The organism is Sedimentitalea todarodis (genome assembly GCF_032595355.1).
Classification (GTDB): Bacteria; Pseudomonadota; Alphaproteobacteria; order Rhodobacterales; family Rhodobacteraceae; genus Sedimentitalea; species Sedimentitalea todarodis.
The window spans coordinates 118,484-145,168 of record NZ_JASMWN010000005.1 but is presented as its reverse complement, the minus strand read 5'-3'; the positions used below and the strand labels follow the sequence as shown (position 1 = coordinate 145,168).

General features: G+C 61.2%; 25 protein-coding genes. 21 read left to right on the top strand and 4 right to left on the bottom strand.

What is annotated here, in order from left to right; genetic code table 11:
• The first annotated feature begins 25 nt into the window (after window positions 1-25).
• Both QO231_RS08890 and mnmH read left to right on the top strand, forming a co-directional pair.
• On the top strand, window positions 26-1,603 hold the full coding sequence (locus tag QO231_RS08890; RefSeq protein ID WP_316775253.1) for a bifunctional metallophosphatase/5'-nucleotidase: 1,578 nt from the start codon (window positions 26-28) through the stop codon (window positions 1,601-1,603).
• Between the two features lie 55 nt (window positions 1,604-1,658).
• Window positions 1,659-2,729, top strand: a complete 1,071-nt coding sequence (gene mnmH / locus QO231_RS08885) for a tRNA 2-selenouridine(34) synthase MnmH (RefSeq protein ID WP_316775251.1) — start codon at window positions 1,659-1,661, stop codon at window positions 2,727-2,729.
• Here the strand turns inward: mnmH and selD are convergent.
• The gene (gene selD / locus QO231_RS08880; RefSeq protein ID WP_316775249.1) at window positions 2,705-4,867 is read right to left on the bottom strand and encodes a selenide, water dikinase SelD; all 2,163 of its coding nucleotides are present in this window, start codon (window positions 4,865-4,867) and stop codon (window positions 2,705-2,707) included. The genes mnmH and selD overlap by 25 nt on opposite strands.
• Between selD and QO231_RS08875 the strand changes: the two genes are divergently transcribed.
• The 6 genes from QO231_RS08875 (at window position 4,841) to mdoH (ending at window position 13,423) form a co-directional block, all read left to right on the top strand.
• The gene (locus QO231_RS08875; protein ID WP_316775246.1) at window positions 4,841-5,497 is read left to right on the top strand and encodes a DUF302 domain-containing protein; all 657 of its coding nucleotides are present in this window, start codon (window positions 4,841-4,843) and stop codon (window positions 5,495-5,497) included. The genes selD and QO231_RS08875 overlap by 27 nt on opposite strands.
• Window positions 5,498-5,564: 67 nt before the next feature.
• On the top strand, window positions 5,565-7,184 hold the full coding sequence (locus QO231_RS08870; protein ID WP_316775244.1) for a thiamine pyrophosphate-binding protein: 1,620 nt from the start codon (window positions 5,565-5,567) through the stop codon (window positions 7,182-7,184).
• A gap of 229 nt (window positions 7,185-7,413) precedes the next feature.
• Complete coding sequence (locus QO231_RS08865; protein WP_316775242.1) at window positions 7,414-8,781, top strand: tetratricopeptide repeat protein; 1,368 nt, start codon at window positions 7,414-7,416, stop codon at window positions 8,779-8,781.
• Window positions 8,782-8,805: 24 nt separating this feature from the next.
• Window positions 8,806-10,053, top strand: coding sequence for an OpgC family protein (locus tag QO231_RS08860; protein WP_316775240.1), 1,248 nt, complete (start codon window positions 8,806-8,808; stop codon window positions 10,051-10,053).
• The gene (locus QO231_RS08855; RefSeq protein WP_316775239.1) at window positions 10,050-11,552 is read left to right on the top strand and encodes a glucan biosynthesis protein; all 1,503 of its coding nucleotides are present in this window, start codon (window positions 10,050-10,052) and stop codon (window positions 11,550-11,552) included. The genes QO231_RS08860 and QO231_RS08855 overlap by 4 nt, the downstream gene beginning before the upstream one ends.
• Window positions 11,549-13,423: a glucans biosynthesis glucosyltransferase MdoH gene (gene mdoH, locus QO231_RS08850; RefSeq protein ID WP_316775237.1), complete on the top strand. Its 1,875-nt coding sequence runs from the start codon at window positions 11,549-11,551 to the stop codon at window positions 13,421-13,423. The genes QO231_RS08855 and mdoH overlap by 4 nt, the downstream gene beginning before the upstream one ends.
• Here mdoH and QO231_RS08845 read toward each other — a convergent pair whose 3' ends face one another.
• Window positions 13,424-14,254, bottom strand: a complete 831-nt coding sequence (locus tag QO231_RS08845; protein WP_316775236.1) for an alpha/beta hydrolase family esterase — start codon at window positions 14,252-14,254, stop codon at window positions 13,424-13,426.
• Window positions 14,251-14,802 carry a rhodanese-like domain-containing protein gene (locus QO231_RS08840; protein ID WP_316775235.1) on the bottom strand — a complete coding sequence of 184 codons (552 nt, stop codon included), beginning with the start codon at window positions 14,800-14,802 and terminating at the stop codon, window positions 14,251-14,253. The genes QO231_RS08845 and QO231_RS08840 overlap by 4 nt, the downstream gene beginning before the upstream one ends.
• A gap of 312 nt (window positions 14,803-15,114) precedes the next feature.
• On the opposite strand from QO231_RS08840, the gene QO231_RS08835 reads away from it, so the two are divergent.
• The 13 genes from QO231_RS08835 to QO231_RS08775 all read left to right on the top strand — a co-directional run bounded on the left by QO231_RS08835 (window position 15,115) and on the right by QO231_RS08775 (window position 26,167).
• Window positions 15,115-15,597, top strand: coding sequence for a Na+/H+ antiporter subunit E (locus QO231_RS08835; protein WP_316775234.1), 483 nt, complete (start codon window positions 15,115-15,117; stop codon window positions 15,595-15,597).
• Window positions 15,597-15,884: a monovalent cation/H+ antiporter complex subunit F gene (locus tag QO231_RS08830; protein ID WP_316775232.1), complete on the top strand. Its 288-nt coding sequence runs from the start codon at window positions 15,597-15,599 to the stop codon at window positions 15,882-15,884. The genes QO231_RS08835 and QO231_RS08830 overlap by 1 nt, the downstream gene beginning before the upstream one ends.
• 4 nt (window positions 15,885-15,888) lie before the next feature.
• Window positions 15,889-16,239 (top strand): monovalent cation/H(+) antiporter subunit G, encoded by a 351-nt coding sequence (gene mnhG, locus QO231_RS08825; protein ID WP_316775230.1) that lies wholly within the window; start codon window positions 15,889-15,891, stop codon window positions 16,237-16,239.
• A 12-nt stretch (window positions 16,240-16,251) separates the two neighbouring features.
• A complete protein-coding gene (locus QO231_RS08820; RefSeq protein ID WP_316775462.1) occupies window positions 16,252-16,806 on the top strand; it encodes a DUF4040 domain-containing protein in 555 nt (184 codons plus the stop codon).
• Window positions 16,806-17,246 carry a Na(+)/H(+) antiporter subunit B gene (locus QO231_RS08815; protein ID WP_316775229.1) on the top strand — a complete coding sequence of 147 codons (441 nt, stop codon included), beginning with the start codon at window positions 16,806-16,808 and terminating at the stop codon, window positions 17,244-17,246. The genes QO231_RS08820 and QO231_RS08815 overlap by 1 nt, the downstream gene beginning before the upstream one ends.
• Window positions 17,240-17,683 (top strand): cation:proton antiporter subunit C, encoded by a 444-nt coding sequence (locus QO231_RS08810; RefSeq protein ID WP_316775228.1) that lies wholly within the window; start codon window positions 17,240-17,242, stop codon window positions 17,681-17,683. The genes QO231_RS08815 and QO231_RS08810 overlap by 7 nt, the downstream gene beginning before the upstream one ends.
• The gene (locus QO231_RS08805; protein ID WP_316775225.1) at window positions 17,683-19,215 is read left to right on the top strand and encodes a monovalent cation/H+ antiporter subunit D family protein; all 1,533 of its coding nucleotides are present in this window, start codon (window positions 17,683-17,685) and stop codon (window positions 19,213-19,215) included. Before QO231_RS08810 ends, QO231_RS08805 begins: the two co-directional genes overlap by 1 nt.
• An 8-nt stretch (window positions 19,216-19,223) precedes the next feature.
• Complete coding sequence (locus QO231_RS08800) at window positions 19,224-20,708, top strand: proton-conducting transporter transmembrane domain-containing protein (protein WP_316775223.1); 1,485 nt, start codon at window positions 19,224-19,226, stop codon at window positions 20,706-20,708.
• Window positions 20,698-21,045 carry a hypothetical protein gene (locus QO231_RS08795; RefSeq protein WP_316775222.1) on the top strand — a complete coding sequence of 116 codons (348 nt, stop codon included), beginning with the start codon at window positions 20,698-20,700 and terminating at the stop codon, window positions 21,043-21,045. Before QO231_RS08800 ends, QO231_RS08795 begins: the two co-directional genes overlap by 11 nt.
• Entirely contained in the window at window positions 21,038-22,735 is a 1,698-nt protein-coding gene (locus QO231_RS08790; RefSeq protein WP_316775220.1) for a Na(+)/H(+) antiporter subunit D, read from the top strand. The genes QO231_RS08795 and QO231_RS08790 overlap by 8 nt, the downstream gene beginning before the upstream one ends.
• A 99-nt stretch (window positions 22,736-22,834) precedes the next feature.
• Window positions 22,835-24,211 (top strand): aspartate aminotransferase family protein, encoded by a 1,377-nt coding sequence (locus QO231_RS08785; RefSeq protein ID WP_316775218.1) that lies wholly within the window; start codon window positions 22,835-22,837, stop codon window positions 24,209-24,211.
• 16 nt (window positions 24,212-24,227) lie between these two features.
• Window positions 24,228-25,436, top strand: coding sequence for a CaiB/BaiF CoA transferase family protein (locus QO231_RS08780; RefSeq protein ID WP_316775216.1), 1,209 nt, complete (start codon window positions 24,228-24,230; stop codon window positions 25,434-25,436).
• Complete coding sequence (locus QO231_RS08775; RefSeq protein WP_316775214.1) at window positions 25,433-26,167, top strand: glutathione binding-like protein; 735 nt, start codon at window positions 25,433-25,435, stop codon at window positions 26,165-26,167. Before QO231_RS08780 ends, QO231_RS08775 begins: the two co-directional genes overlap by 4 nt.
• A gap of 16 nt (window positions 26,168-26,183) precedes the next feature.
• Here the strand turns inward: QO231_RS08775 and QO231_RS08770 are convergent, their stop codons facing one another.
• Window positions 26,184-26,594 (bottom strand): rhodanese-like domain-containing protein, encoded by a 411-nt coding sequence (locus QO231_RS08770; RefSeq protein WP_316775212.1) that lies wholly within the window; start codon window positions 26,592-26,594, stop codon window positions 26,184-26,186.
• Between the last annotated feature and the right edge of the window lie 91 nt (window positions 26,595-26,685).

Genomic DNA, 26,685 nt, shown 5'->3' with positions numbered 1-26,685 from the left:
CGACCGCTGGACAAGGACCCTGATCATGCTGAAATCCCTTCTGACCTCCGCCGCCGCTCTTGGCCTGACGGCCGGTGTCGCATCTGCCGACTATTCACTGACCATCCTGCACACAAATGACTTCCACGCCCGGTTCGAGCCGGTCAATAAATATGACAGCGGCTGCAGCGTCGAGGACAATGCCGAGGGCAAGTGCTTTGGCGGCACCGCGCGGTTGGTGACGGCGATTGCCGATGCGCAGGCGCGGACAGACAACGTGATTCTGGTAGATGGCGGCGACCAGTTTCAGGGCTCGCTGTTCTACACGTATTACAAGGGCAAGGTCGCGGCCGAGATGATGAACAAGCTTGGCTATGACGCGATGACCGTGGGCAACCACGAATTCGACGATGGGCCCGAGGTGCTGCGCGGATTTATCGAGGCGGTCGATTTCCCGGTTCTGATGTCCAACGCGGATATTTCCGCGGAGCCGCTGATCTCTGACAAGATCCTGAAATCGACCGTGATCGAGCGGGGCGGCGAGAAACTGGGCCTGATCGGGTTAACACCCGAGGACACCGACGATCTGGCAAGTCCGGGACCGAACATCACCTTTTCCGATCCGGTGCCCGCCGTACAGACCGAGGTTGACCGGCTGACCGGCATGGGCGTCAACAAGATCATTGTCCTGAGCCATTCGGGCTATGGTGTGGATCAGCGCGTCGCCGCGGAAACCACTGGCGTCGATGTCATCGTCGGCGGCCACTCCAACACCTATCTCAGCAATGTCAGCGAACGCGCGGTCGGACCTTATCCGACGATGGTGGGCAAAACCGCGATCGTGCAGGCCTATGCCTACGGTGTGCTTCTGGGTGAGTTGAACGTGAGTTTTGACGATGCCGGCAAGCTGATCGAGGCGTCAGGCGAACCGCTGGTGATGGACGCAACAGTGGCGCAGGACGAGGAAACGGTGGCGCGCGTTGCCGAACTGGCCGAACCGCTCGAAGAGATCCGCAACGAGGTGGTCGCCCAGGCGGCGGCCCCGATCAATGGCGAGCGTGACACCTGCCGGTTGCAGGAATGCGAGATGGGCAATCTTGTGGCCGATGCCATGCTCGCCCGCGTGGCGGATCAGGGCGTTACCATCGCCATCGCCAACTCCGGCGGGCTGCGCGCGGGCATTGACGCGGGCGAGGTGACGATGGGCGAAGTTCTGACCGTGCTGCCGTTCCAGAATACGCTCTCGACCTTTGAAGTGAGCGGTCAGGTGGTGATTGACGCGCTTGAGAACGGCGTCAGCCAGGTCGAAGAGACCAAAGGCCGGTTTCCGCAGGTGGCGGGCCTCAAGTTCGTCTGGGACCCGACGATCGCACCGAACGAAGGCCGGGTGATCGAGGTATTGGTCGCAACCGAGGACGGCTTCGCGCCCATCGACCCGGCGGCCACCTACAAGGTGGTCACCAACAATTATGTGCGCAATGGCGGCGATGGCTATGACATGTTCGAAGGCGACGACAAGAATGCCTATGACTTTGGCCCCGATCTTGCGGATGTGACGGCAGAGTATATTGCCGCCAATGCGCCGTACCAGCCCTATGTGGATGGGCGCATCATCCGAAAGTGAGCGTTTCGGTCGGCTCGCGCCTTTCGCTGGCCGCCCCGGCGCGCTAGACGGAGGCATGGCCCGACGTTTTGACTCCTTGCCCGACCTGCTCAATCATGGTTTTGACACTGTGATTGACGTGCGCAGCCCGGCGGAATTCGCCGAGGATCACTTGCCCGGTGCGATCAACCTGCCGGTTCTGGACAATGCACAACGCGCCGAGGTCGGCACAATCTACAAGCAGCAAAGCCCGTTCCTGGCGCGAAAGCTGGGCGCGGCGATGGTGTTTCGCAGTGCCGCGCATCATGTGGAAACTGCGCTGCGCGCCCATGAGGGCGGCTGGCGGCCTTTGGTCTATTGCTGGCGTGGTGGCCAGCGGTCGGGCACGTTCACCTGGATGCTGCGCGAAATCGGCTGGCGGGCCGAGGTTATCGAGGGCGGCTATCGCAGCTACCGTCGGCTGGTGAATGCGACACTTTACGATGTGCCTCTGGCGCATCGGCTGATTGCGCTGGATGGCTATACCGGCACGGCAAAGACCGACTTGCTGCACCGGTTGCGTGCGCGCGGTGTGCAGATGCTCGACCTGGAAGGGCTGGCTGGGCATCGAGGCTCGTTGCTGGGGCGCATGGAGGTGGCTCAGCCGAGTCAGAAAGCGTTTGAATCGGCGCTGGCCGAGGCGCTCAGCAATCTGGACCCGGCCCGGCCCGTGGTGATCGAGGCCGAATCGAGCAAGATCGGCGACCGGATCATTCCGCCCAGCCTCTGGGCCGCGATGAAGGACGCGCCGCGCCTGCAGTTGAATGCGCCGATCACGGCGCGCACCACTTATCTCGTAGGTGCCTATGACGACATCCTGTCAGACGGGGCGCGGATGATGGAACTGCTCGACCTGTTGCGCGGGTTTCGGGGCAACGCGGTGGTCGATGGCTGGTTCGAGCGGATCAAGGCAGGCGACAAACCAGGTCTGACGCGCGCGCTGATGGAGCAGCATTACGACCCTGCCTATGACAAATCGCGCAAAGCCGTGTCCGCGCGGGTGATCGACCATGTGTCGTTGAACACGCTGGATGATGCCGGATTGGACCGGGCGGCGGCCCGGATCGAGGGAATTGTCGAGGATCAGCCGGCCTGCAAGGTCAGTTGACCGGCCGTTGCGGTCAAACTGCCGATCTGTACCGCCGGATAACCTGCCGCGCGCAATGCTGTGACCAGATCATCCGCCTCTGACGCGGCAACGGCGGCGAGCAGGCCGCCAGCGGTCTGTGGATCATAGAGCAGATCGGCCATGCCGCCGGTGGGCAGGTCCGGAACCAGCGAACGGTTGTCGTCAAACAAGGTGGACCGGATATCGGCGTTCGCCATCTTTAGCGCGCCGTCCATCACCGGGAGCGCGTCGAGGGTCAGCGTCGCGCCGGTGCCGGAGGCCTCGCAAATTCCATGCAGATGCCCGGCGAGGCCAAACCCGGTCACATCCGTCATCGCATGGGCGTTTGCGAGGAGTCGCGAGGCCTCGGATTGCGGCTGGACCATGTGCGAGAGCGCCGCAACGATCCATGCTCCATGTGCCTGCCCGGCCATATCGGCCGCCATCAGGACACCGCTGCCCAGCGGCTTGGTCAGAATCAATGCGTCGCCTGGCCGCCCGCCCGCCAGCGTGACGGGGTCGCGCTCGCACAGACCGGTGAGAGTAAAGCCGATGGTCAACTCGCTGCCGACCGAGCTATGGCCGCCGACGATCTCGGCCCCGGCGGCGCGCAGAACCTCGGTTGCGGTTGTCATGATTTCCGACATCATCCGCTGCTGCATCACGCCCGACAGGCGTGGCAGGATCAGCGTCGCGATTGCCGCCTGGGGAGCGGCCGCCATTGCCCAGATATCGCCAAGCGCATGGTTGGCAGCGATCCGGGTCATCATCACCGGGTCTTCGACCAGCGCACGCAGGTGATCCGATGTCATCACCTGTCTGATACCACCCGTTGTCAGCAACGCCGCGTCATCACCGGGAAGCGGGATCACATCCGCGCGTTGGTTGCCCGAGAGCGGCGCAAGGGCCGCACGCAGTGCTGTGCGTCCCACCTTGGCGCCGCAGCCGCCACAGAGCGGCTTGTCGCCCAACGCTTCGCCCAGGCCGGTGGTGTGAACCGGAGGCAGATCGGCGGCGTCCATTCTTGGCAGGTTGCGGAAACGGTTCATGAAGGTCTGGTCGATATGGTCTTTCCAGCGCCACATCAGCGGTCCGGTCCAACTCCGGCCAAACCGTTCTGCAATCGCGTTTTTCTGGCCGAGGGAGATCAGTTTCAAATAGTCTTTCTGCGGCGAATAGGTTCGCAGGGTACCACCGCTCAGCGCGGCGCAGAGGTTATCGTAGAGGATCGGCGCCTGCCGCACCGCAAAAACCCCGGCCTTGGGGCGCGGTGTGTCGGTCATATGGGCGCAATCGCCGACGGCAAAAACCGTCGGATCACTGCTCTGCAGGTGGCCGTTGACCGCAATGAACCCATCATGCAGGGCCAGTTCGCTGTGGCCAAGCCAGTCATAGGCCCGCGCCCCTGCTGCCCCGGTGGTAAAACCGGATGCAACGCTGCGCCGGTCCTGCAACATCACCGCATCGTTGCGTATTTCAGATATCCCGGTCTCTTCCAGAACCGTCACCCCAAGCGCGCGCATCTGCTCCATGATGCGGATGCGTGCATGCGCGCCGATCGCCGTGAGCGCCCGATCCCGTTCGAGCAGCGTGACCTTCGCGGTACGTCCCTGCGTCCGCAGCCGGTGCGCCATCGCCAGCGATAACTCGGCCCCGGCCACGCCACCTCCGATCACGACGGCATCTGCGGGGGCTTCGTTCTCTGCAAAGAGTTCCCATCGTTGGGCAAATGCACCAAGTGGCTTGGCCGGAATAGCATGGTCGGAGAACCCCGGCAGATCGGGCATATCGGAGGTAATGCCGATATCGACCGAGCACAGGTCGAACGCCACCGGTGCACGCCCCGGCACCAGCACCTGTCGGTTGACCGTATCAATATGATGGGCCGCGCCCATCACGACGCGTGCGCCAGCGAACCGCGCCAGCCGGATCAGGTCGATATCCAGATCATCTCGGGTGTAGTGTCCGGCGACGAAACCGGGGAGCATGCCGGAATAGGGTGCGGTCGGGCCGGGATTGATCAGCGTCATACGCGCGCCGGGCAGAGGCCGCATTCCCCACTTGCGCAAAACCAGCGCATGGGTATGGCCACCGCCAATCAGGACAATGTCATGGGTGAGAGGAAGGTCACTGTTCATGCGCCGGTTCTATCCGATCCGGAACCCGGCGCAAGTTTGGCGGGCCGCGCGATGCGGGAAGGCGGGCAAGGGAACGCGATTGTGATTTCCCGCGCTGCGTATGGTGCGGCAGGTTTGACCGCGCTCACGAAAGGAACAGGGATCATGCGAATTCTCGGAATATCGGTGCTGGCCTTTTGGCTGAGTTGGGGGGGCGCAGTGTTGGCGGGCCCTGTCACCGAGCGTGAAGGCTGGGTCGTGATGCCGACCGACATGCCGTTTGATGTCCTTGTCACCGCTGTGAAAGCCGCCACCAAGTCGAACGGCATGGGGGTCGTGACCGAAGCCGGACCAACGGCGATGGCCGCCAGCCGCGGATTCTCGATCCCCGGCAACCGGGTCATCGGCGTGTTCAACAATGATTTCGCGGTCAGGGTGCTGGCCACATCCACGGCGGCCATGATCGAGGCACCGATCCGGTTTTATGTCACCGAATCGCCGGATGGTCGCGGCACGCTGTCGTACAAGACACCGTCGCATGTCTTTGCCCCGTATCTGGACGAAGGCGGTGACGAACTGTCTGAACTCGCGGCCACTCTGGATCAGAGGTTCGCAACAATTGCAAAAGCGGCGGTCATGTCGTCACACTGACGTGATCGGGGTTGCGGTGCCGGTCGTTAGGGTCAATCTCGCGGCAAACGAGACGGAGTTCAATTTCATGCCGCATACCGACCTGCGCGCCGCAGATATCCTCGCCCGGCGGCTGTACGACGCTGGATGCCGTTTTGCCTTTGGCATGCCGGGGGGCGAGGTACTGACGCTGGTCGATGCGCTGGAACGGGCTGGTATCCGGTTTATCCTCGCCAAGCACGAGAACGCGGCGGGATTCATGGCCGAGGGAGTGCACCATCGCGATGGTGCACCGGGCATTCTGGTCGCAACTCTTGGTCCCGGTGCCATGAACGGCGTCAACGTGGTGGCCAACGCTCTGCAAGACCGGGTGCCGCTGATTGTCCTGAGTGGCTGTGTCGATGAGGATGAGGCGCTGAGCTATACGCATCAGGTGCTGGACCATCAGGCGGTGTTTCGCCCGATCACCAAGGCCAGTTTTCGCCTCACGGCGGCGGGGGCGGGTATCGTGGCCGACAAGGCGGTGATGGTGGCCACCGCGCCGCGCCCGGGGCCCGTGCATGTCGATGTCCCGATCGGAGTGGCCGATACCGTGGTTTCACCGACGAAAATCCGTCACAGTCGCCAACCGGCGCCGGTCGTGCCGCAGGGGGCCGGCCTTGCGCAGGCGCGCGAATGGCTGGCGCAGGCGCGCCGCCCGCTGGCCATTGTCGGGCTGGATGTCTTGGGGGAGGACTCGGCCTGCGTCTTGCGGGCCTTTGTAGAGCATTTCCAGATCCCGTTCGTGACCACCTACAAGGCCAAGGGCGTCATTACGGAGGATCATCCGCTCTGCCTTGGCGCGGCGGGATTGTCGCCTCTGGCGGATCGGCACCTCTTGCCATTGGTGCAGCAGGCAGACCTTGTGCTGGCCATCGGATATGACCCCATCGAGATGCGCCCGGGTTGGCGGGATGCCTGGGACATCACCCGGCAGCACGTGATCGACATCGCGGCGGAGCCCAATACCCATTACATGCATCAGGCGGGGCTGCATCTTGTCGCCGATACCGGTGCCACGCTCGAGGCCCTGGCGCAGGGGACAAAGGCGCAAAAGACCTGGCCCGATGAACAACCCGACCATGCCAAGGCGGCTTTGGCACAGGCGTTTCCCAACGATGACACATGGGGGCCTGGGGCGATTATCGCCGAAGCGCGCGATGTGCTGCCCCGCGATACGCTCGCCACCGCCGACAGCGGGGCACATCGCATCCTGCTTTCGCAAATGTGGACCTGTCACGCCTCTCGCGACCTTGTGCAATCCTCGGGCCTTTGCACGATGGGGTGTGCGGTGCCTCTTGCCATCGGTCTCAAACTGGCAGAGCCCGCGCGTCCGGTCGTCAGCTTTTCCGGTGACGCGGGATTCCTGATGGTGGCCGGCGAGTTTGCGACGGCGGCAGAACTTGGGACATCGGCCATATTCGTGATCTTTGTCGATGCCAGCCTCGCGTTGATCGAACTGAAACAGCGCCAGCGCCAGATGACCAATTGCGGCGTTGATTTCCCGCGTCACGACTTTGCCGCGATGGGACGCGCATTTGGAGGCAACGGAGTATCCGTGACCAACCGCGCCGAATTGCGCCGCGCCTTGCAGGATGCCCTGACCGCTGACCGGTTTACCGTGATTGCCGCAGAAATCGACCGGGGCGGGTACGACGGACGCCTCTGAATCGCTCGGATCGGACAGAGAATCAGCCGAAAATTTACAGCTAATGCGTGTCTGACTTCAATTTAGACGTGTTCTCGCCCAAACGACCCCTTCTGCTCGGCGACATTTCTCTCATCCATCACACGGCTCTTCACCAATGCGAGAGTATCAGACATAGCGATATTTCAATGGCCTACTGTTTGCTAAGCGAGTCGCAGTGCGTGATTTCCAAGCAGAATTGGACCCCTAGATGAAGTTTGATGTTTTCGGCCTACCAACCAGCCTTCAGCAGCCCGCCAGTCAGAATGACTGGAACGCGGCCATGCTGGGATTCCTGGCGCATTCCGCCGTCACGCCCACGCATCTGATGGCGGTTCTCAAGGCCGAGCCGGGCTTTGCCCTTGGCCATGCGGTGAAGGGAATGTTCTATCTTCTTCTGGGGCGCCGGGAACTGCTGGACGTCGCCAAGAGCGATCTGGTCAACGCGAAACAGGCGCTGGCGCAGGGACAGGCAACCGCACGTGAACGATCCTATGTGCAGGCGCTGGACATCTGGATGACCGGCAAACCCAGCGGTGCAGTGCAGCTATTGGAACAGGTGCTGCGGGACCACGCCGAAGATGCGCTGGCCATGAAGATGAGCCACGCGATTCGTTTTGTGCTCGGCGACGTTGCTGGGATGCGCCGGTCGGTCGAACGGGTGCTTCCGGCCTATGGTACGGATCACGCGGCGCATGGCTACCTGCTGGGCTGTCACGCCTTTGCGCTTGAGGAAACCGGCGAATATGACCGTGCCGAGATTGCCGGGCGGCAGGCGCTCTGGACCGCGCCGGACGATGCCTGGGGGCTGCATGCGGTGGCGCATGTGTATGATATGACCGGCAACGCGAAAAAGGGGCTGGATTGGATCGCAGGGCGCGACGGTGCCTGGGCGCATTGCAACAATTTCCGCTATCACGTATGGTGGCACAAGGCGCTGATGCACCTCGATCAGGGCCAGACAGAGGCGGCACTTGCTCTCTATGACCGCGACATTCGCGGCGACAAGACCGATGATTACCGTGATATTTCAAATGCCACCTCGCTGTTGTCACGTCTCGAACTAGAAGGCGTCGATGTCGGGAACCGCTGGCAGGAACTCGCTGATCTGAGTGCGGCCAGAACCGAAGATGGCTGCCTGATCTTTGCCGATCTGCACTATCTGCTGGCGCTGAGCGCGGATCGCCGCGATGCCGAGGTGGGCTCCCTGCTGCGCCGCATTCATCGGGATGCGGAGGCCAGTCAGACCGAGATTGAACAGCGCATGGCGCGTCCCGGCGTGTCCGCCGCCGAAGGGTTGGCCGCGTTTGGCGAAAGCCGCTTTGCCGAGGCGTTTGCGCATCTTTCCGCCGCTCGTGCCGACATGCAGCTTGCCGGTGGTAGCCATGCGCAGCGGGATGTGTTTGAACGACTGACCATCGATGCCGGCCTGCGCGCGGGCCTGCTGGATCAGACTGAAACCATCCTGAACGACAGGCTGGCGCGGCGTGGCAGCGAAGATGCCTATGACGTCGCCAGACGCGACCTGATCAGCATCGGGCGCGGACAGGACGGGGCGCATAGCGTTCCCGCACAATAGAATTTGCAGAGGCAAGACAAAGACATGGCGACAATTTCGCCCACTTCGGATTTTGTAGCAACTCCCTCCGCCGCGTCACCTGCGGTGGCGCGCGCGCGTGATCCACGCCTGGATTTCTATCGCGGTATCGCGATGTTCATCATCCTGGTGGCGCATATTCCATTCAATGCCTGGAGCAGCTGGATACCCGCACGGTTCGGCTGGTCTGATGCCACCGAGATCTTTGTCTTTTGCTCGGGCATGGCCTCGGCCATTGCCTTTGGCGGGGCATTTGCACGTATGGGCTGGCCGATGGGCACCGCGCGTGTCGCCTACCGGGTCTGGCAGGTCTACTGGGCCCATATCGGGCTGTTCTTCTTTGTCGCGATGATGATGGCCGCGCTCGACACCTACGGGGCGTTTGACAAGAGCTATGTGGACTCGCTCAATCTTGGTCGATTCTTCGCCAATCCGATGCCGCAGATCGTTGGCATATTCACCCTGACCTACGTGCCGAACTATTTCGACATTCTGCCGATGTACCTCGTGGTGCTGGCGTTGATGCCGCTGTTCATGGCGCTGTCACGGATCGGCTTTGCACCCGTTGCCGGGGCCAGCATCGCGATCTGGCTGGCGGCGAATATCGGTCTCTTGTCCATCCCGGCAGAACCCTGGTCGGACCGCCCCTGGTTCTTCAACCCTTTCGGCTGGCAGTTGCTGTTTTTCACCGGTTTTGCCTTCATGCGCGGCTGGATCCCGGCGCCACCTGTGTCGCGATCATTGATCTGGGCCGCTGCCGCCTTTCTCGTGCTGACGGCCCCGTTCGGGTCGTGGAAGGTGTTCCAATGGGTCAATGCCGCCAGTCCAGATCTGGGTGCGGCATTTCGCGAGATCTGGACGATGTTCAGCACCCTGGAAAAAGAGACCGGCTTCAGCCTGCGCAACAAGACCGAGTTCGGCGTGCTGCGCTATGTGCATTTCCTGTCACTGGCCTATCTGGCCTGGGTCGCGGCGGGCGAGGGGGGGCGGCGTTTGCAGGCGACCGGTACAGGGGTTGCGGCAGACATCTGGCGTAACCTTTTGAAAGTCATCACGAAAGTTGGCCAACAATCGCTGGCGGTCTTTGTGTTTTCGATGGCGATTGCGCGGCTGTTGGGTTTTGTTCTCGATCAAACCGGGCGCAGCCCTGCGACAGTTTTACTCGTTAACTTGACGGGATTTGTAATGATCATCGCGATTGCCTATATCGCAGCTTGGTTCAAGTCTCAGCCATGGCGGGGCAAACGCGCATGACACTTACGCGCAGGCAATTTCTGGCATCCACATCGGCCTTTGCGCTGGCAACGGCCGCCGGTGCAACGTCCCCTGAAGCGGGGTTTGACCACGCGCGCGTGATTGCGCTTGCGCAGGAGCTGGCCGCAGCCGACTATTCCCTGCGCGAAATGGTTCCGAAGGCGTGGCAGGACCTCACATACGAGCAATACAAGCTGATCCGCTTCCGTCCTGAAGCGGCACTCTGGTATGGCACCGAAACGCCCTTCAACGTCGATTTCTTTACGCCGGGCCTCTATTTTCCGCGCACGGTCAAGGTCGAGACCGTCGAAGACGGCGTGGCGACACCGGTGGCATTCGATCTGGCGATGTTCGAGAAATCGGACTCCGTTCCCGATCTGCCGGTTGACGAGACGCTCGGCTTTTCCGGGCTGCGGCTGCGCACCGAAATGCACCGTCCCGGCCTGACCGACGAATTCTGCGTGTTCCAGGGTGCCAGCTATTTCCGCGCCATCGGGCTGGATGAAATCTATGGGCTGTCGGCCCGCGGTCTGGCGCTGAATACCGGCGATCCGGAAGGCGAGGAATTTCCCGATTTCATTCGCTTCTGGCTGGAACGGCCCCGCCCGGATCAGCGCAACATGATCGTGCACGCGCTGATGGACAGCCCCAGTGTCACGGGTGCCTATCGCTTTGATATCACGCCGGGACCCGCCTGTGTGATGGAGGTCGAGGCGACCTTGTTCGCACGCGAAGACCTTGACCACGTGGGCCTTGGCCCGCTGACCAGTATGTTCCTGTTCGACGAAACCAACCGAAACCGGTTCGACGATTTCCGGCCCGCAGTGCATGACAGCGACGGGTTGATGATTCTCAATGGCAATGGTGAGGTGCTGTGGCGGCCACTGGCGAACCCCAGGCAGCTTCAGATATCGTCGTTCATCGACACCGACCCGCGCGGCTTTGGCCTGATGCAACGGGCGCGGCGCCTGTCGGACTTTGCCGATCTCGAAGCGCATTACCACCGTCGTCCCGGTCTCTGGGTCGAGCCGAAAGGCGATTGGGGGCAGGGGGCGGTGACGCTGGTTGAAATTCCGGCGGATCGCGAGATATACGACAATATCGTCGCCTATTGGCGGCCCGCAACGTCATACGAGGCCGGCGCGCGGATCGATCTTGCCTATCGGTTGACCTGGGGCGAAGAGGCCCCGGTTGTGGCCACCTATCCCAAGGTTCTCAACACCCGGATGGGGCAGGGTTTTCACGGTGACCGCGTCGCAACCATTGATTTCGAAGCCGATCCTCTCTTTGACGACGGCCCCGATGCGATCAGGCCTGTGATCAGCTCGCCCCATGCCGAAACGTCAGACGGGATATTGCAGCACAACCCGGAAACCGGGGGGCTGCGGCTGGCATTTTCGTTCGAGCCCGGCGATCGCGTTTTCGTCGAACTGCGCGCGCAATTGCGCAAGGGCGATCAGATGGCGAGCGAAGTCTGGCTCTATCGGTGGACATCATGAGCCGCGAATTCCGCAAGATGCCGCCACGCGCGCCGATGGCGATGCCGGAGCAGGATTTCGACGCAGATTTTCATGACCAGAGCGCCCCCGGTGCGGCGCCCGTGCGTGGCACTCGGCTGTGGCGGCTCATGGCGTTCAGTCCGGCCTTGATCGCAACACTCGGGCTGACCTGGGTCATTCACGGCTGGTTCGCGGCGCAGGGCATCAACGTGATCGAGGCGATACTGCTAACCCTGATCTGTTTCAACTTCTTTTGGATCGCCTTTTCCGTCAGCACCGTTGCCCTCGGGCTGGTGTCACTGGCGCGGCGCGAACCACCGGCCCGCCCAACCGCGATGCAGCCGCAAAAGGTCGCGCTGCTCATGCCGATCTACAACGAGGTGCCGTGGTACGTTCTGGGCAATGCCCGCTCGATGCTCGAGGAACTGCGCGCGCGCGGCGGGCGACATGATTATTCCATGTTCATCCTCAGCGATACGCAGGACGATGCCATTGCCGCGCAGGAACAGGAAAGTGTGCAGGCGTTGCTTGCGTCGCTTTCGCCGGGTCTGAAACTCTATTACCGCCGCCGTGCCCGCAACACCGATCGCAAGGTGGGAAACATCGCCGACTGGGTGGCGAACTGGGGGGCGGATTACCAGGCCATGCTGGTGCTGGATGCCGACAGCCTGATGACAGGGCGCGCCATCCTGCGGCTGACCGATGCGCTGGCCCAGGATCCGGCAGCAGGGCTCATCCAGAGCTTTCCGCAGCTGATCGGCGCGCAGACCGTGTTCGCCCGGATGCAGCAATTCGCCAATGGGGTCTACGGCATGGCGCTGGCCGAAGGGCTGGCGCGCTGGTGCGGGCAGGAAGGCAACTATTGGGGCCATAACGCGATCATCCGGACGGCCGCCTTTGCCTCCTGTGCCGGGTTGCCGAAACTGCGCTCTTGGCGCGGGCAGGATCAGCTGATCATGAGTCATGATTTTGTCGAGGCAGGATTGCTGCGCCGCGCTGGCTGGGGCGTACGCTTTCTGCCCCGCATCCGGGGCAGTTACGAGGAAACTCCGCAAACCCTGATCGACCACATCCTGCGCGACCGGCGCTGGTGCCAGGGCAACCTGCAGCACCTCAACCTGCTGTGGTCGCGCGGTTTTCGCTCGATCTCGCGGTTTCACATGTTCAACGGGGCGGTGGGCTACCTGATGTCACCGATCTGGTTTGCGTTGCTGGTGATGTGGGCGTTGATCGGCATGGGCGAGGACGCCAGCGTCCTGACCTATTTCAGCGAGACCAACCCGACCATGCCAAGCTGGCCGGAATTGACCGAAACCCGCCATGTTCTGATTATCGTGTTGATGTACGCGATGCTGCTGGTGCCGAAACTCATGGGGATCGCAGCGCTGCCCCTGACCGGGGTCCGGTTCAACGAGTTTGGCGGCGGGCTGTGGTTCGCGCTGTCGTTCCTCTCCGAGGTCCTGTTGTCTGTGATCTACGCACCAATCCTGATGGTACAGCAAATGATCGCCGTATTCCGCACCATGTTGGGGATCCAGCGTGGCTGGTCACCACAGGCGCGCAACGGCGGGCACTACGGGCTTGGGACTTTACTGACATGTCATGCGTTGGAAACGATCAGTGGTCTGGCCCTGACCGCCGGGATCATCGCCGGGCTGGTTTCGCCCTGGCTCCTTCCGATTGCGATCAGCCTGCTCTGTGCAGTGCCCCTGTCTGCTTTGAGCGGCTATTCGATGTCGGGTCGGGCACGGACATGGCTGGGCACCCGCGAAGACTATTGCGAACCGCTGATCACACAGGCCGCGCGCCACTACCGGACCGAGCTGAAATCAGTGCTGGAACGCGAAAAGATCCAAACCCCAGCCGAGTGATCAGTTGGTCAGGCCGTCCTCGAACCAGTCCAGAACCATATCGGACCAGCCTGCGGGCACGCTATGCCCGCCGGGAAAGAGCGCAAGTTCCAGCGCACTGCCTGGTGTGCAGCCGGTCCACGCCCGCCGCCAGAAATGTCCGGTTTCCGAGAATTCGGTCGCCTTTTCATCAGGGCATTGATTGGCGGCGCGCCAGATTTCGAGCCCGGCAAAGATATCGCCCTGCTGAAACCGGCCACCGCCGAGAATCCGGCCTTCCAGAGGAACCGTGGTGTCGCGCCAGCCGTGGGTGTGAAACAGTCGTACGGGAGCGGCGCATTCCGTCGGGTGAGGGCGCCAGAACCCGCCTGAAACCGGGGCATAGGCGGCGAATGCCATAGGCTCTTTACACGCAAGGTAGTTCACCATGAAGCCGCCGCCGGAAAAGCCGGCCAGCAGGGTCCGGTCTTCGTCCAGGTCAAACCGGTCGGCGGCGTCCGCGCGGACACGTTTCAGAAAGTCGGTTTCATCCCGCCCGTCCCAGCCCGGATAAAAGGTCCAGCCGTGCCCATTGCCCGACCCGACGCTGCGCGAACCGGTTGGTGCCACAATCGCATAACCACGCGCCTGCAGGGCGTTGACCATTCCCGTGTTGTTAAGGGTGCGATCTCCGCTGCTCCCCCAGCCGTGCAGGAACAGAACCATCGGCGTCCTGGCGGACTTGGTGTCGGGCAAGACGACATGATACTCACCATCTTGCAGCAGGCAGGCATCCGGTTCGGGGCCACAGGCCGCCTGCGCGGCACCCGTCAGGCCCGACAAGAACAGAAAGGTGGCGGTGGTTGTCTTCATTCGGATTCCTGTGGGGCGCTGTTGACGGGCAGCCCTGCGTCCAGCCATCCCGGGCCGGCGGCAGAGCCGAGCATGCCCTCGGGGACATCAATGATATTGGTATAGCCCGCATCTGTCAGTTCCAGTGCCAGCCGGGCAGACCGTACGCCACGCGCGCAGATCAGGGCGATGGGGCGGGACCGGTCAGGCCCGACAATTGTGGCAAGCGCCGGTTCAAAGTCGTCACGCCGCATGTCCAGCAGAGCGGCGCCATCGGGTACACCGGTGTGTCGCCATTCCTGCGGGCGGCGAATGTCGATCAGGACCACGTTGCCTTCGACGGCCTGTTGATGCGCCTCGGCAACGGTCAGTTTGCCGCCGACATAATCAGGCGGGATCAGGGACACGCGATAGGCCATGAGGGCAGCCGCCACGGCCAGAAAGGCAAGCCCGATCAGGACGCGTGCCCGGCTCATCCCGCCTGTTTCCCGTTGCTGCGCATCTGTGTAGCTCGTCTGTGGTCCGTCATGCGGTCGTGCATACCACGGATAGGTGTCGGTGCACGTCATCTGATGCCTCCAGATGATCAAGTTCGCGTCAGAACTGCGCAGGATGACGCCGCGCAGTGACCGCGCGCGGGCGAAACTTGTGCCAATCATGTTTGCGATCTCTACGTTGACGGGACGGCGCCATGTCAAGCGCGGGCCGGTTGCTATAACCTTAATTTGAAATCGTTTTTTCGGATGAGGTTCTGGCGACTTCCTGTTGCGTATATACAATCATGAGGATTTTTCTTAGTATTTCTACGAATCAAGAAAAGAACAATTTCCATCCGCGAAACAGATACTGGTCGGGATGGATGAACGGGTGGGTAAATTCGGGTGCGATTGATCGGAACCGCAATATTTCTATCGGTGCTCTGGCTCCTGATGTCCGGTCTCTTCAAGCCGATGATACTCGCATTTGGTGTCGTTTCCGTACTGCTCGTCGTCTACGTCTTGCATCGCATGGACCGCGTCGATGAAGACCGGGTGGCACTGCCTTTGGGGCCGTTCGCGACGGTTGGCTATTTCTTCTGGTTGCTGGTCGAGATCGCCAAGGCGAACTGGGCGGTGACCAAGATCGTTCTGTCGCCTAAAATGCCGATCACCCAGCATCTGTTTTCCGTGCCCTATACCCAGAAATCCGACGTTGCCCAGGTGATCTTTGCAAATTCGATCACCCTGACGCCGGGCACCCTGACGGTTGAAACCGATCTGGGGTATTTTCTCGTGCACGCTCTGGATTATTCTCCCGATGACATCGCGGCGCTGGCCGACATGGATGCGCATGTCACCGCCATCGAGACGGGGCGGGCAGGCTGATGTTCATTGTTGCCACCGTTTCGTTGTTCATCGCCATGATCCTGGTGCTGATCCGCCTGTTTGCCGGTCCATCCTTGTATGACCGGGTGTTGGCGCTGAACTCGTTTGGCACGCAGACGGTGTTGTTCATCGGGGTGGTCGGGTTCCTGATGGGGCGCCCGGATTTTCTTGATATTGCATTGCTGTACGCGCTGATCAACTTTGTCGGCACCATCGCCATCCTGAAATTTTTCCGCTACCGCGCAATCGGTGATATGCGCCGCGACATGGGCGAGGCGGACGGTTGAGCGCATGGATATGATCGTCGACATACTCAGCTGGATCTTCATTGTTTCGGGGTCGTTCTTCACGATCGTCGGGGCCATCGGCGTCTTGCGCCTGCCGGATTTCTGGACCCGCCTGCACGGGATGTCGATCAGCGACAGCGCCGGGGTGATCCTCTTGATCCTTGGTATGGCCATGCAGGCCGGGCTGACCCTGATCACGGTCAAGCTGTTCATCATTCTGGGCTTCCTGTTCATCACCGGACCCACGTCGACCCATGCGGTTGCAAACGCGGCACTGGTTTCGGGGCTCAAGCCGCGCTCCGATGTTCCGCCGGAAGACGACCCTGACCCCATTTCCAACCCAGAGACAAAGTAAGGCAGGCCAGAGATAGAGACGTTCATCGATATCGTTCTGTTCATCCTGCTGGTGTGTACCGCACTGGCCGTGGTGCGCACGCAAAGCCTGTTTGCGACGGCGATGCTGGCGGGCGCGTTCAGCCTGCTCTCGGCGCTGTTGTTTGTCACCCTTGATGCAGTCGATGTCGCCTTTACTGAGGCGGCCGTGGGGGCGGGGATTTCAACGGTCCTCATGCTGGGCACCTTGGCATTGACGGCGCGGTTTGAACGGCCACCTTCGCATTCCCCTGTGATCCCGCTTTTCGTCGTGCTGGTGACCGGTGCCGCCTTGATCTACGGCACTCTGGACATGCCGAGCTTTGGCGATCCGAATGCCCCGGCACAGGTCCATCTGGCGCCTGATTTCATCCAGCGCAGCCCTGAAGAGATCGACGTGCCCAACATCGTGACGGCCATTCTTGCCAGCTATCGCGGCTATGACACGCTGGGCGAGGTTGCGGTGGTATTCACGGCCGGGATCGGTGTGCTGCTGCTGATCAACGGTCTGCGGCATCGCCGTCGCCGCAAAGACAAAGAGGACGCCTGATGCGCCATCACCTGATCCTGCGTGTCGTGACCAAGCTCTTGATCGGCGTCATCATGCTATTCGCGCTGTATGTCCAGTTCCATGGCGACTATTCGCCCGGCGGTGGCTTTCAGGCCGGGGTGATCATGTCTGTCGGCTTCATCATCTATTCCGTGGTGTTCAGCCTTGCGGATGTGCAGAAGGTGCTTCCGCCCTGGTTCGTGCACAAGCTGATGGCGATCGGGTTGCTGCTTTATGCAGGGACGGGCGTCTACAGCATGTTCGTCGGCTACAACTATCTCGACTACGACGCGATCAGCCCGCACCACCCCGTGCACGGGCAGCACTATGGTATCATTCTGATCGAACTGGGTGTCGGCATCACCGTGACCGCGGTCATGGTGACGATCTTCTATGCTTTCGCCTCCCGCACTCCGGTCATGGATGACGAAGCATGGTGACTGAACTCGGCCAGGACTGGACATTCGTCGTCGGCCACCTGAACTACTGGCTGTTCATCGTGCTGATGATGACCGGACTCTATATCGTGGTCGCCAAGGGCAACCTGGTGAAAAAGATCGTCGGTCTGAACATCTTTCAGACTGCCGTCTTCATGCTCTACATTTCGGTGGGCAAGGTGAAGGACGGCACCGCGCCGATCTTTCCCGTCGACATGAACATTGACCCGAACGTGGTCTATTCCAACCCGCTGCCACATGTTCTGATCCTGACCGCAATCGTCGTCGGCGTGGCGACAACGGCACTGGGCCTGGCGCTGGCTGTGCGGATCCGTGAAGAATACGGCACCATCGAGGAAGACAGCATTCAGAAGATGGACAGGGAAACCGGGCTGCGGGAAGCTAACCTGCACAGCGAAGTTTCGGGCGAGCAGGGCTGATGGCAACCGAGACAGTGCATCATACGGCCCTGACATTGGTCGACCATCTGCCGGCGCTGCAGATTCTCGTGCCGTTTATCGCGGCGCCGCTCATCGTGTTGATCGGCAGTCGCCGGCTGGCCTGGCCGATTGCCTTTGCGTCGAGCGCGGTTTCTTTCATCATTGCGGCGGTTCTGCTGTCCTCGGTTCTGGATGGCAGCGTCATTTCCTACCACATGGGCGGATGGGCGCCGCCGGTGGGCATTGAATATCGGGTCGACGCGGCCAATGCCTTTGTCCTGTTGCTGGTGTCCGCGATCAGCACGGTCGTGCTGCCCTATGCGCGCACCAGTATTGGCAAGGAAGTATCGGCCCGCCATCACACGCTGTTCTACACCGCCTATCTGTTGTGTTTCAGCGGCCTGATGGGCGTTGCAATCACGGGGGACGCTTTCAACGTCTTTGTGTTTCTCGAGATTTCGTCCCTCTCCACCTACGTGCTGATCGCGCAAGGCTCTGAACGGGACAAGCGGGCGCTGACGGCGTCCTATGACTATCTGATCATGGGCACGATCGGCGCGACCTTCTTTGTGATCGGCATCGGCTTTCTCTATATGGCGACCGGTACGCTCAACATGGCCGACCTTGCCGACCGCATCGCTGACCAGGGAGACAGCCGGACCATCCGCGCGGCGTTTGCCTTTATCGTGGTCGGAATCGGGCTGAAAGTGGCGATGTACCCGGTGCATCGCTGGCTGCCCAATGCCTATTGTTTTGCCCCTTCCGCGATCACCGCGTTCCTGGCGGCGACGGCAACCAAGGTGGCGGTCTATGTGCTTTTGCGCTTTGTCTTTTCGGTGTTTCAGCCGGCCTTCCTGTTCGAAGTCAACACGCTGGAATTCATCATCCTGCCCTTCGCGCTGATTGCCATGTTCGCGTGCAGTTTCGTCGCTGTTTTCCAAAGCGATTTCAAAATGATGCTGGCGTTCTCCAGTGTCGCGCAGATCGGATATATCCTGCTGGGTATTGCGTTCCTGAACGAAACCGGCGTCACGGCGGCGATCATTCACCTGTTCAATCACGGCATCACCAAGGCAGCACTGTTCATGGCTGTCGGGGCCTATGTCTTCAGCGCGGGCGGATCGTTTTATGATACGATGCGCGGGTTGGGGCGGCGGATGCCGCTGACCTCGGCCGCGGTCGTCATTTCCGGACTAAGCCTGATCGGGGTGCCGGGCACTGCCGGATTCATCTCAAAGTGGGTGCTGGTGCAGGGCGCGCTTGAAAAGGGCTGGTGGCCGGTCGCGATCCTGATCGTCGCCTCAAGCCTGCTCGCCGTGATCTATGTCTGGCGGGTGATCGAGGTGCTGTATCTGCAGAAGACACCGGATGATTGTGAGGTGCGTGAGGTGCCGATATCGATGCTGGTGCCGATGTGGATCCTGGCATTGGCCTGTATCTGGTTCGGCCTGAACACCGACATGACAATGAGCGCGGCACAGGCAGCGGCACAGGGCCTGTTGTCCGGGTCCGCCGGGATGATGGGGCAGTAGGGGGCGGCATGGATACCAATACAGCCATACTTGCCAGCATGCTGATCCCGGCGCTCGCTGCGGTCGCCAACCTGGCCCTGCGCGAAGCACCGAACATTCGTGACGGCACCACGCTAGTCGCCGCGATCCTGACCTTTGGTTGCGTGCTGAACATCTTGTTCAACGAAGGCAGCGGCACCACCGAACCGATGGTGCTGTTTTCCGTGATGCCGGGGCTGGATTTGGCCTTTAATGTTGAACCGCTGGGTCTGTTGTTCGCGATCATCGCCAGCGGGCTCTGGATTATCACGCATCTCTATGGCGTCGGCTATATGCGCGGCAACAACGAAGACAACCATGCGCGGTTCTTCTGCTTTTTCTCGATCGCCATCTCGGCCACGCTCGGCATCGCCTTTGCCGCCAACATGTTCACGCTGTTCCTGTTCTACGAGGCGCTGACCCTTTCGACCTTTCCGCTGGTCGCACACAAGGGCACCGACGAGGCGCGGGCCGGGGCGCGGGTCTATCTGGGCATCCTGATCGGCACCTCGATCGGTTTCTTGCTGGTCGCCGTGATCTGGACCTGGACCCTGACCGGGACGCTTGATTTCACCAAGGGTGGCATTCTTGCGGGCCATGTGGCGGGCCCGATGGTCGCGGTGCTGCTGGCGCTCTATGCCTTTGGGATCGGCAAGGCGGCGTTGATGCCGTTTCATCGCTGGCTGCCGTCGGCGATGGTCGCGCCAACGCCGGTCTCGGCGCTGTTGCATGCGGTGGCGGTGGTCAAGGCAGGTGTCTTCACCATGCTCAAGGTCGGCATCTATATCTTCGGCATCGACTTTCTTGCAGAAACCGGCGCGTCGGAATGGCTGATGTGGCTGGCGGCCTTCTCGATCGTCGCGGCCTCGGTCGTGGCGATGACCATGGACAATCTCAAGGCACGGCTGGCCTATTCAACTGTCAGCCAGCTCAGCTACATTACGCTGGGCATGGCTCTGGCAACGTCGATGGGGGTGCTGGGCGGAGGCATGCACATCGCGATGCACGCGATGGGCAAGATCACGCTTTTCATGTGCGCCGGGTCGATCTATGTCGCCGTGCACAAGACCGAGATCAGCCAGATGACCGGGCTGGGCCGGATCATGCCGATCACCTTTGGGGCCTTCCTGATCGGCGCGTTGTCGATCATCGGTCTGCCGCCTCTGGGCGGGTCGTGGAGCAAATGGCTGCTGGTCATGGGCGCGGCGGATACCGGGCAATGGGTGATGATCGTCGTTCTGATGGTCAGTTCGCTGTTGAACGTGGTCTACCTGCTGTCGATTGTCGGGCGCGGCTTTTTCCTGCCGAACCCGGACATTCCGGTCGGGGCCAATTCCGCCGAGGCCGGTGTGCTGGTCTGGCTGCCGCCGGTTCTCACCGCAATTGGCTGTGTTGTTCTGTTCTTTTACGCGGGAGAGATCCAGACCTTTCTGTCCCCTCTGGTCGCTGAGGCAGGGATGAACGATGGACAATAAGACACCTGACAATCCCGACAAGTTCCCTGCTTTGGGGCGAGCGCTGTTGTGGGTCGAAAAACCGGGCGGCGTCGAAAAGATCGTTTATGCGCTCTATGTGGTTTGTGCCGCGCTGTTCGCGGCGGATTTCCTTTATCACAAACACAGCTATCTCGCGATCGAAGACTTTCCGGGCTTTTATGCCCTTTATGGCTTCTTCATGTGCGCCGCACTGGTGATCTGCGCCAAGGTGATGCGCGTTTTTCTGAGCCGATCCGAGGACTACTACGCGCCCAAGGACGTCGAATCCGAGCCCTTCCCCGAGGATCAGCTTGATAAGGTGGATTACGATGCTTGAAGCACTGCCCACCGCATTCCTGTTCTTTCTCGGCGCGCTGATCCTGCCGGTGCTGCCGCGCGGGCCGGCGCGCGCCGTGCTGCTGCTGATCGTTCCGGTCATTGCGGCGTTTCTGGTCTATACCCTGCCGCTTGGAAATCTCGTGCAGGTGGAGTTTTTCGGTTTCACGTTGGACCTGATGCGCGTGGACAAGCTCAGCCGAATCTTCGCGCTGATCTTCTGCATCGCCGCGTTTCTGGGCAATCTCTACGCCTGGCATGTCAAGGACCTGGTACAGCAGATGGCGGCCCTGCTCTATGCAGGGGCGGCGATCGGGGCGGTCTTTGCCGGTGATCTCATCACACTGTTCTTCTATTGGGAAGGCACCGCGATCTCGTCGGTCTTTCTGATCTGGGCGCGTCGCACCGAAGGGGCGTTTCATACCGGGATGCGATATCTGGTGATCCAGATCGGCTCGGGCGTGATCCTCCTGGCCGGGGTGATCCTGAACTACGCCGACACCGGCAGCATTGCGTTTGAACATATGGAACTGGGCACGCCTGCCACCTGGCTCATCTTCCTGGCGTTTGGCATCAAATGCGCCTTCCCGCTGCTTCATAACTGGCTGCAGGACAGCTATCCCGCCGCGACGGTCACCGGGACCGTGATCCTGTCGGCCTTTACCACAAAACTCGCGGTCTACTCGCTCGCGCGTGGCTTTGCAGGGACTGAAATCCTGATCTACATCGGGGCGATCATGACGCTGTTCCCGATTTTCTACGCGGTGATTGAGAACGATTTGCGGCGGGTGCTGGCCTACAGCCTGAACAACCAGCTTGGCTTCATGGTCGTCGGGATCGGCATCGGCACCGAGTTGGCCCTGAACGGCACAGCAGCGCACGCATTCGCGCATATCCTCTACAAGGCACTGCTGTTCATGTCGGTGGGGGCGGTCCTGTTTCGAACCGGAACGGCCAAGGGCTCGGAACTGGGCGGGCTGTACAAGACCATGCCGCTGACCATGATATTCTGCGTGGTCGGCGCGGCATCGATCTCGGCCTTCCCGCTGTTCTCGGGCTTTGTCACCAAATCCCTGATCCTGTCTGCCGCGGCCAAGGAACATTACTATATCATCTGGGGCATCCTGCTCTTTGCGTCAGCCGGTGTGTTCCATCATTCCGGCATCAAGATCCCGTATTTCGCCTTCTTTGCGCATGACAGCGGATTGCGTCCGAAGGAAGCGCCATGGCACATGCTCTGGGCAATGGGTCTGGCCTCGTTCCTCTGCATCGCGGTCGGTGTCTATCCGGCCCCGCTCTATGCGCTGCTGCCGTTCGAGGTAAGTTACGACGCCTACACCACGACCCATGTGATCACGCAGTTGCAGCTTCTGTTCTTCTCGGCGCTCGCCTTCACGGTGCTGATGCGCACGGGCATCTATCCGCCGGAACTGAAGTCGGTGAACCTCGATTTCGACTGGACCTATCGCCGTCTGTTGCCGACGCTTCTGGGCTGGATTGCCAAGCCGGTTCGGGCGATCTTTCAGGGGTTGGACACGTTCAAAACCCGCACGATGAAAGGGATGATCCTCCATCTCTACAACGCCTTTGGGCCGCGCGGGCGCACGTCACAGTTCTGGCCGACCGGGGCGATGGTGTTGTGGATCGCAATCCTGCTCGGCGTCACCCTGTTGGTCAACTACGCGTCCTGACCCTGGTGCAGGCAGCCGCATGATCCGGGGCTGGCGTCCGGGGGGCTTGCCGTGCATGGTGTTGCCAATTGCTTTGCGACCCAAGGAAAGACGCCCGCCATGACCTTTCAGCCCAACTCGCCCGAAGCCCGCGATGTGGCCTATCACATTCACAGCTATACCGATGCCCGGAGCCATCAGGAGGATGGACCGCTGATCATCGAGCGCGGCGACGGAGCCTATGTCATCGACAGCAGTGGCAATCGCTATCTCGAGGGCATGGCCGGGTTGTGGAGCGTCGGCGTCGGTTTCAACGAACCGCGTCTCGCCGCGGCGGCTGCAAAGCAGATGGAGAAGCTGCCCTTCTACCATACCTTTGGCGGACGGTCGCACGGTCCGGCGATCGATCTTGCGGAAAAGTTGATACGGCTCGCGCCGGTACCGATGAGCAAGGTGTTCTTCACCAATTCCGGTTCCGAGGCCAACGACTCGGTGCTGAAACTGCTCTGGTATCGCTCCAATGCCATGGGGAAACCACAACGCAAGAAGATCATCAGCCGCCTGCGTGGCTATCATGGCGTCACCATCGCCTCGGCCAGCATGACAGGGCTGCCAATCAACCACACCTCGTTCGACTTGCCGATTGCCAACGTGCTGCACACCGGCTGCCCGCATCACTATCGCGACGCGCATGACGGCGAGAGCGAGGAAGACTTTGCCACCCGTCTTGCGACCGAACTGGAAGAGATGATCGAGGCAGAGGGTCCGGAAACGGTCATGGCGTTCATCGCAGAACCGGTGATGGGCGCGGGCGGTATCGTGGTGCCGCCGGAAACCTATTGGGCCAAGATTCAGGCGGTGCTGCGAAAATACGATATCCTGCTGGTCGCGGACGAGGTGATCTGTGGGTTCGGTCGCACGGGGCAGATGTTCGGTTCGCAGACCTTTGACATGCAGCCCGACGTGATGGTCATGTCCAAACAGATCACGTCGAGCTATTTCCCATTCTCGGCCTTCATGATCAACGACAAGGTGTTCGAACCATTGGCGGATGAATCAAATCGTATCGGCGTGCTGGGCCACGGCTTTACCGGCGCGGGGCATCCGACCGGTGCCGCGATTGCGCTCGAAAACCTCAAGATCATAGAGGAACGCGACCTTGTCGCCAATGCCGCCGAGGTCGGTGCCTACCTGCGGGAACACCTGAACAGTTTCCGGGATCACCCGCTCGTTGGCGAAGTGCGCGGTGTCGGACTTTTGGCGGCGATGGAACTGGTGCTCGACAAACAGGAAAAAACCGCCGCAGAGAAACCGGGCCAGCTTGGCAAATACGCCGCCGACCGGCTGTTTGCACATGGTGTGATCTCTCGCCCGATGGTCGATGCGCTGGCCTTCTGCCCGCCAATGATCGTCAACCGCGCCGATATCGACGGGCTCATCGGCGCATTGCGCAAGTCGCTGGATGAAACCGCCAAAGCCTTTGATATCGCGGTCTGAAGGGCAGGGGCAGAGCATGGCAGGGCCACTTGACGGCGTACGCGTTGTCGACCTCACCACGATGATCTCGGGCCCGCTGGCGACGATGACGCTTGCCGATCAGGGGGCCGAGGTGATCAAGATCGAGCATCCGGCCGGCGGCGATCACAGTCGGCAGGTGGCCGACAGGCGCGGCGGCTTTGCCGCGTCCTTCCTGAACAACAACAGGGGCAAACGCTCGGTCACGCTGAACCTCAAGGATCCGCGCGGGGTGAAGGCGGCGCTGAAGCTCTGCGAGACCGCCGATGTGTTCATCCAGAACTTCCGCCCCGGAGTCGCCGAACGCATTGGCCTTGGCGAAGCTGCGGTCCGCGACGCGCGGCCAGACATCGTTTATGCCTCGATCGCGGGATTCGGCTTTGAAGGAGACTGGGCGCCGAAACCGGTCTATGACCCTCTGATCCAGGCGCTCTCGGGTCTGGCCAGTGTCCAAGGTGGCGGCACGCGCCCGCGCCTCGTGCGGACCATCGTGCCCGACAAGGTGACGGCGCTTCAGGCCAGCCAGGCCATCACCGCCGCGTTGTTTGCCCGCCAACGCAGCGGTGAGGGCACCCATGTGCGCCTGTCAATGCTCGACACGATGGTCGCCTTCCTGTGGAGTTCGGACATGGCCGGCTACACGTTTGTCGGCGATGAGACCCCCGAGGAAAAGAGCGATCAGGCGCAGAGCTATGTTGAACTGATCTATGAAACCGCCGATGGCTGGATGGCGGTATCGGCCCATACCGACAGCACATGGGCCGGTCTCTGCGCTGCTGTCGATCGTCCCGACTGGCTGACCGATCTGCGTTTCGCCACGGTCGCGGCGCGTGAGATCAACAAGCCCGCTCGACTGGCGCTGACGCAAGAGGCGCTACTGTGTGATACCACAGCCAATTGGATGCGGCGCCTGCCCGCCCATGATGTACCCTGCGCCCCGGTGCTGTCCCGGCGTGAGATGTATGATCATCCACAGGTCATCGCCAACCGCGCCGTGATCGAAACCGAGCATCCCCAGGCCGGCCGGCTGCGACAGGCCCGCCCCCCGGCGCAGTTCTCTGCTACCCCGCTTGATCCGCCTGAACCCGCGCGCCGTCTTGGCGAGGATACCCGCGCCGTGCTTGGCGACGCGGGCTATGACGCCGCCACGATTGACGCCTGGATTGCCGGGGGCGTCTCCACCGAAGCACAGGACAGCGAGACATGATCGACCTCTATTATGCCCCAACTCCAAACGGCTGGAAGGCCGCGATCATGCTCGAGGAATGCGGGATCGACTATCGTCCCAACCTGCTGCGCCTTTCAGAGGGCGACCAGTTCGCCCCCGACTTCCTCGCGATCAGCCCCAACGCCAAGATCCCGGCCATCCTCGACCACGAACCGGCTCCGGAGTGGGGCGCGGGGCCGGTTCCGGTGTTCGAGTCCGGCGCTATCCTGCTCTACCTCGCTGAAAAAACCGGACAGTTCCTTCCGGACGCCAGCAACCTGCGCACGCGCAAGGACATGATGGAATGGCTGTTCTGGCAGGTCGGCAACCAAGGGCCCATGGGTGGCCAGCTTAGCCATTTTTGCAACTATGCGCCGGACGATCAGAAAGACTATGGCTTCAATCGGTATCTCGGCGAATATGACCGCAACCTCGGAGTGTTGGAAAACCGTCTGACCGACCGCGACTGGATCCTCGACGACTACTCGATTGCCGATATGCTGATTTTTCCCTGGGCGTTCATCGCCAAACCCCTCGGCGCGTCGCTGGAAAGCTTTCCCAAGGTTGCCGACTGGCGTGCCCGGATCAAATCGCGCCCGGCGGTGCAGCGCGCGATCGACCTGAACAAGTCAGATCAGAATCGTGGGCGTCATCGGGTCGATAACAACAACGTGCTGTTCAACCAATCCGCCGCCTCTTTGCGCCCGCAATCAGGGGACGGCGACGAATAGGGAGCGGAGCTCCCGATTATTCCGAAGATGATTTCGGAGCAGGGAATTCAATCGGGCCGCCCTGTTTCTCCCAGGTCGAAAACCCCTCTTTCAGATGCGCCGCTTCAAACCCCATGTCCTGCAACGTGGCCACGGACAGCGCCGACCGCCAGCCCGAGGCACAGTGAAACACGAACTGCTTGTCCTGACCGAAGATGTCCTTGAAATAGGGACTTGCCGGGTCGACCCAGAATTCCAGCATCCCGCGCGGGCAATGAAAGCTGCCGGGGATAAAGCCGCTGCGCTGTCGCTCTCGAACATCCCGAATATCGACAATCACCACGTTGGGATCATCCATCATCGCGATGGCATCGGGCGTTTCGATTTCGCGAATGCGGTCGCGCGCCTTGGCCACCATTTCGGCGACGGATGTCTTCAATTCTGGCATGGGGTCTCTCTCTTTTTCAATCAGGGCCTGTTGTTGATTGACCTGATCGCCCAACCAAATCAAGGTCGGATCAATCAAGGCCGATCAAAGG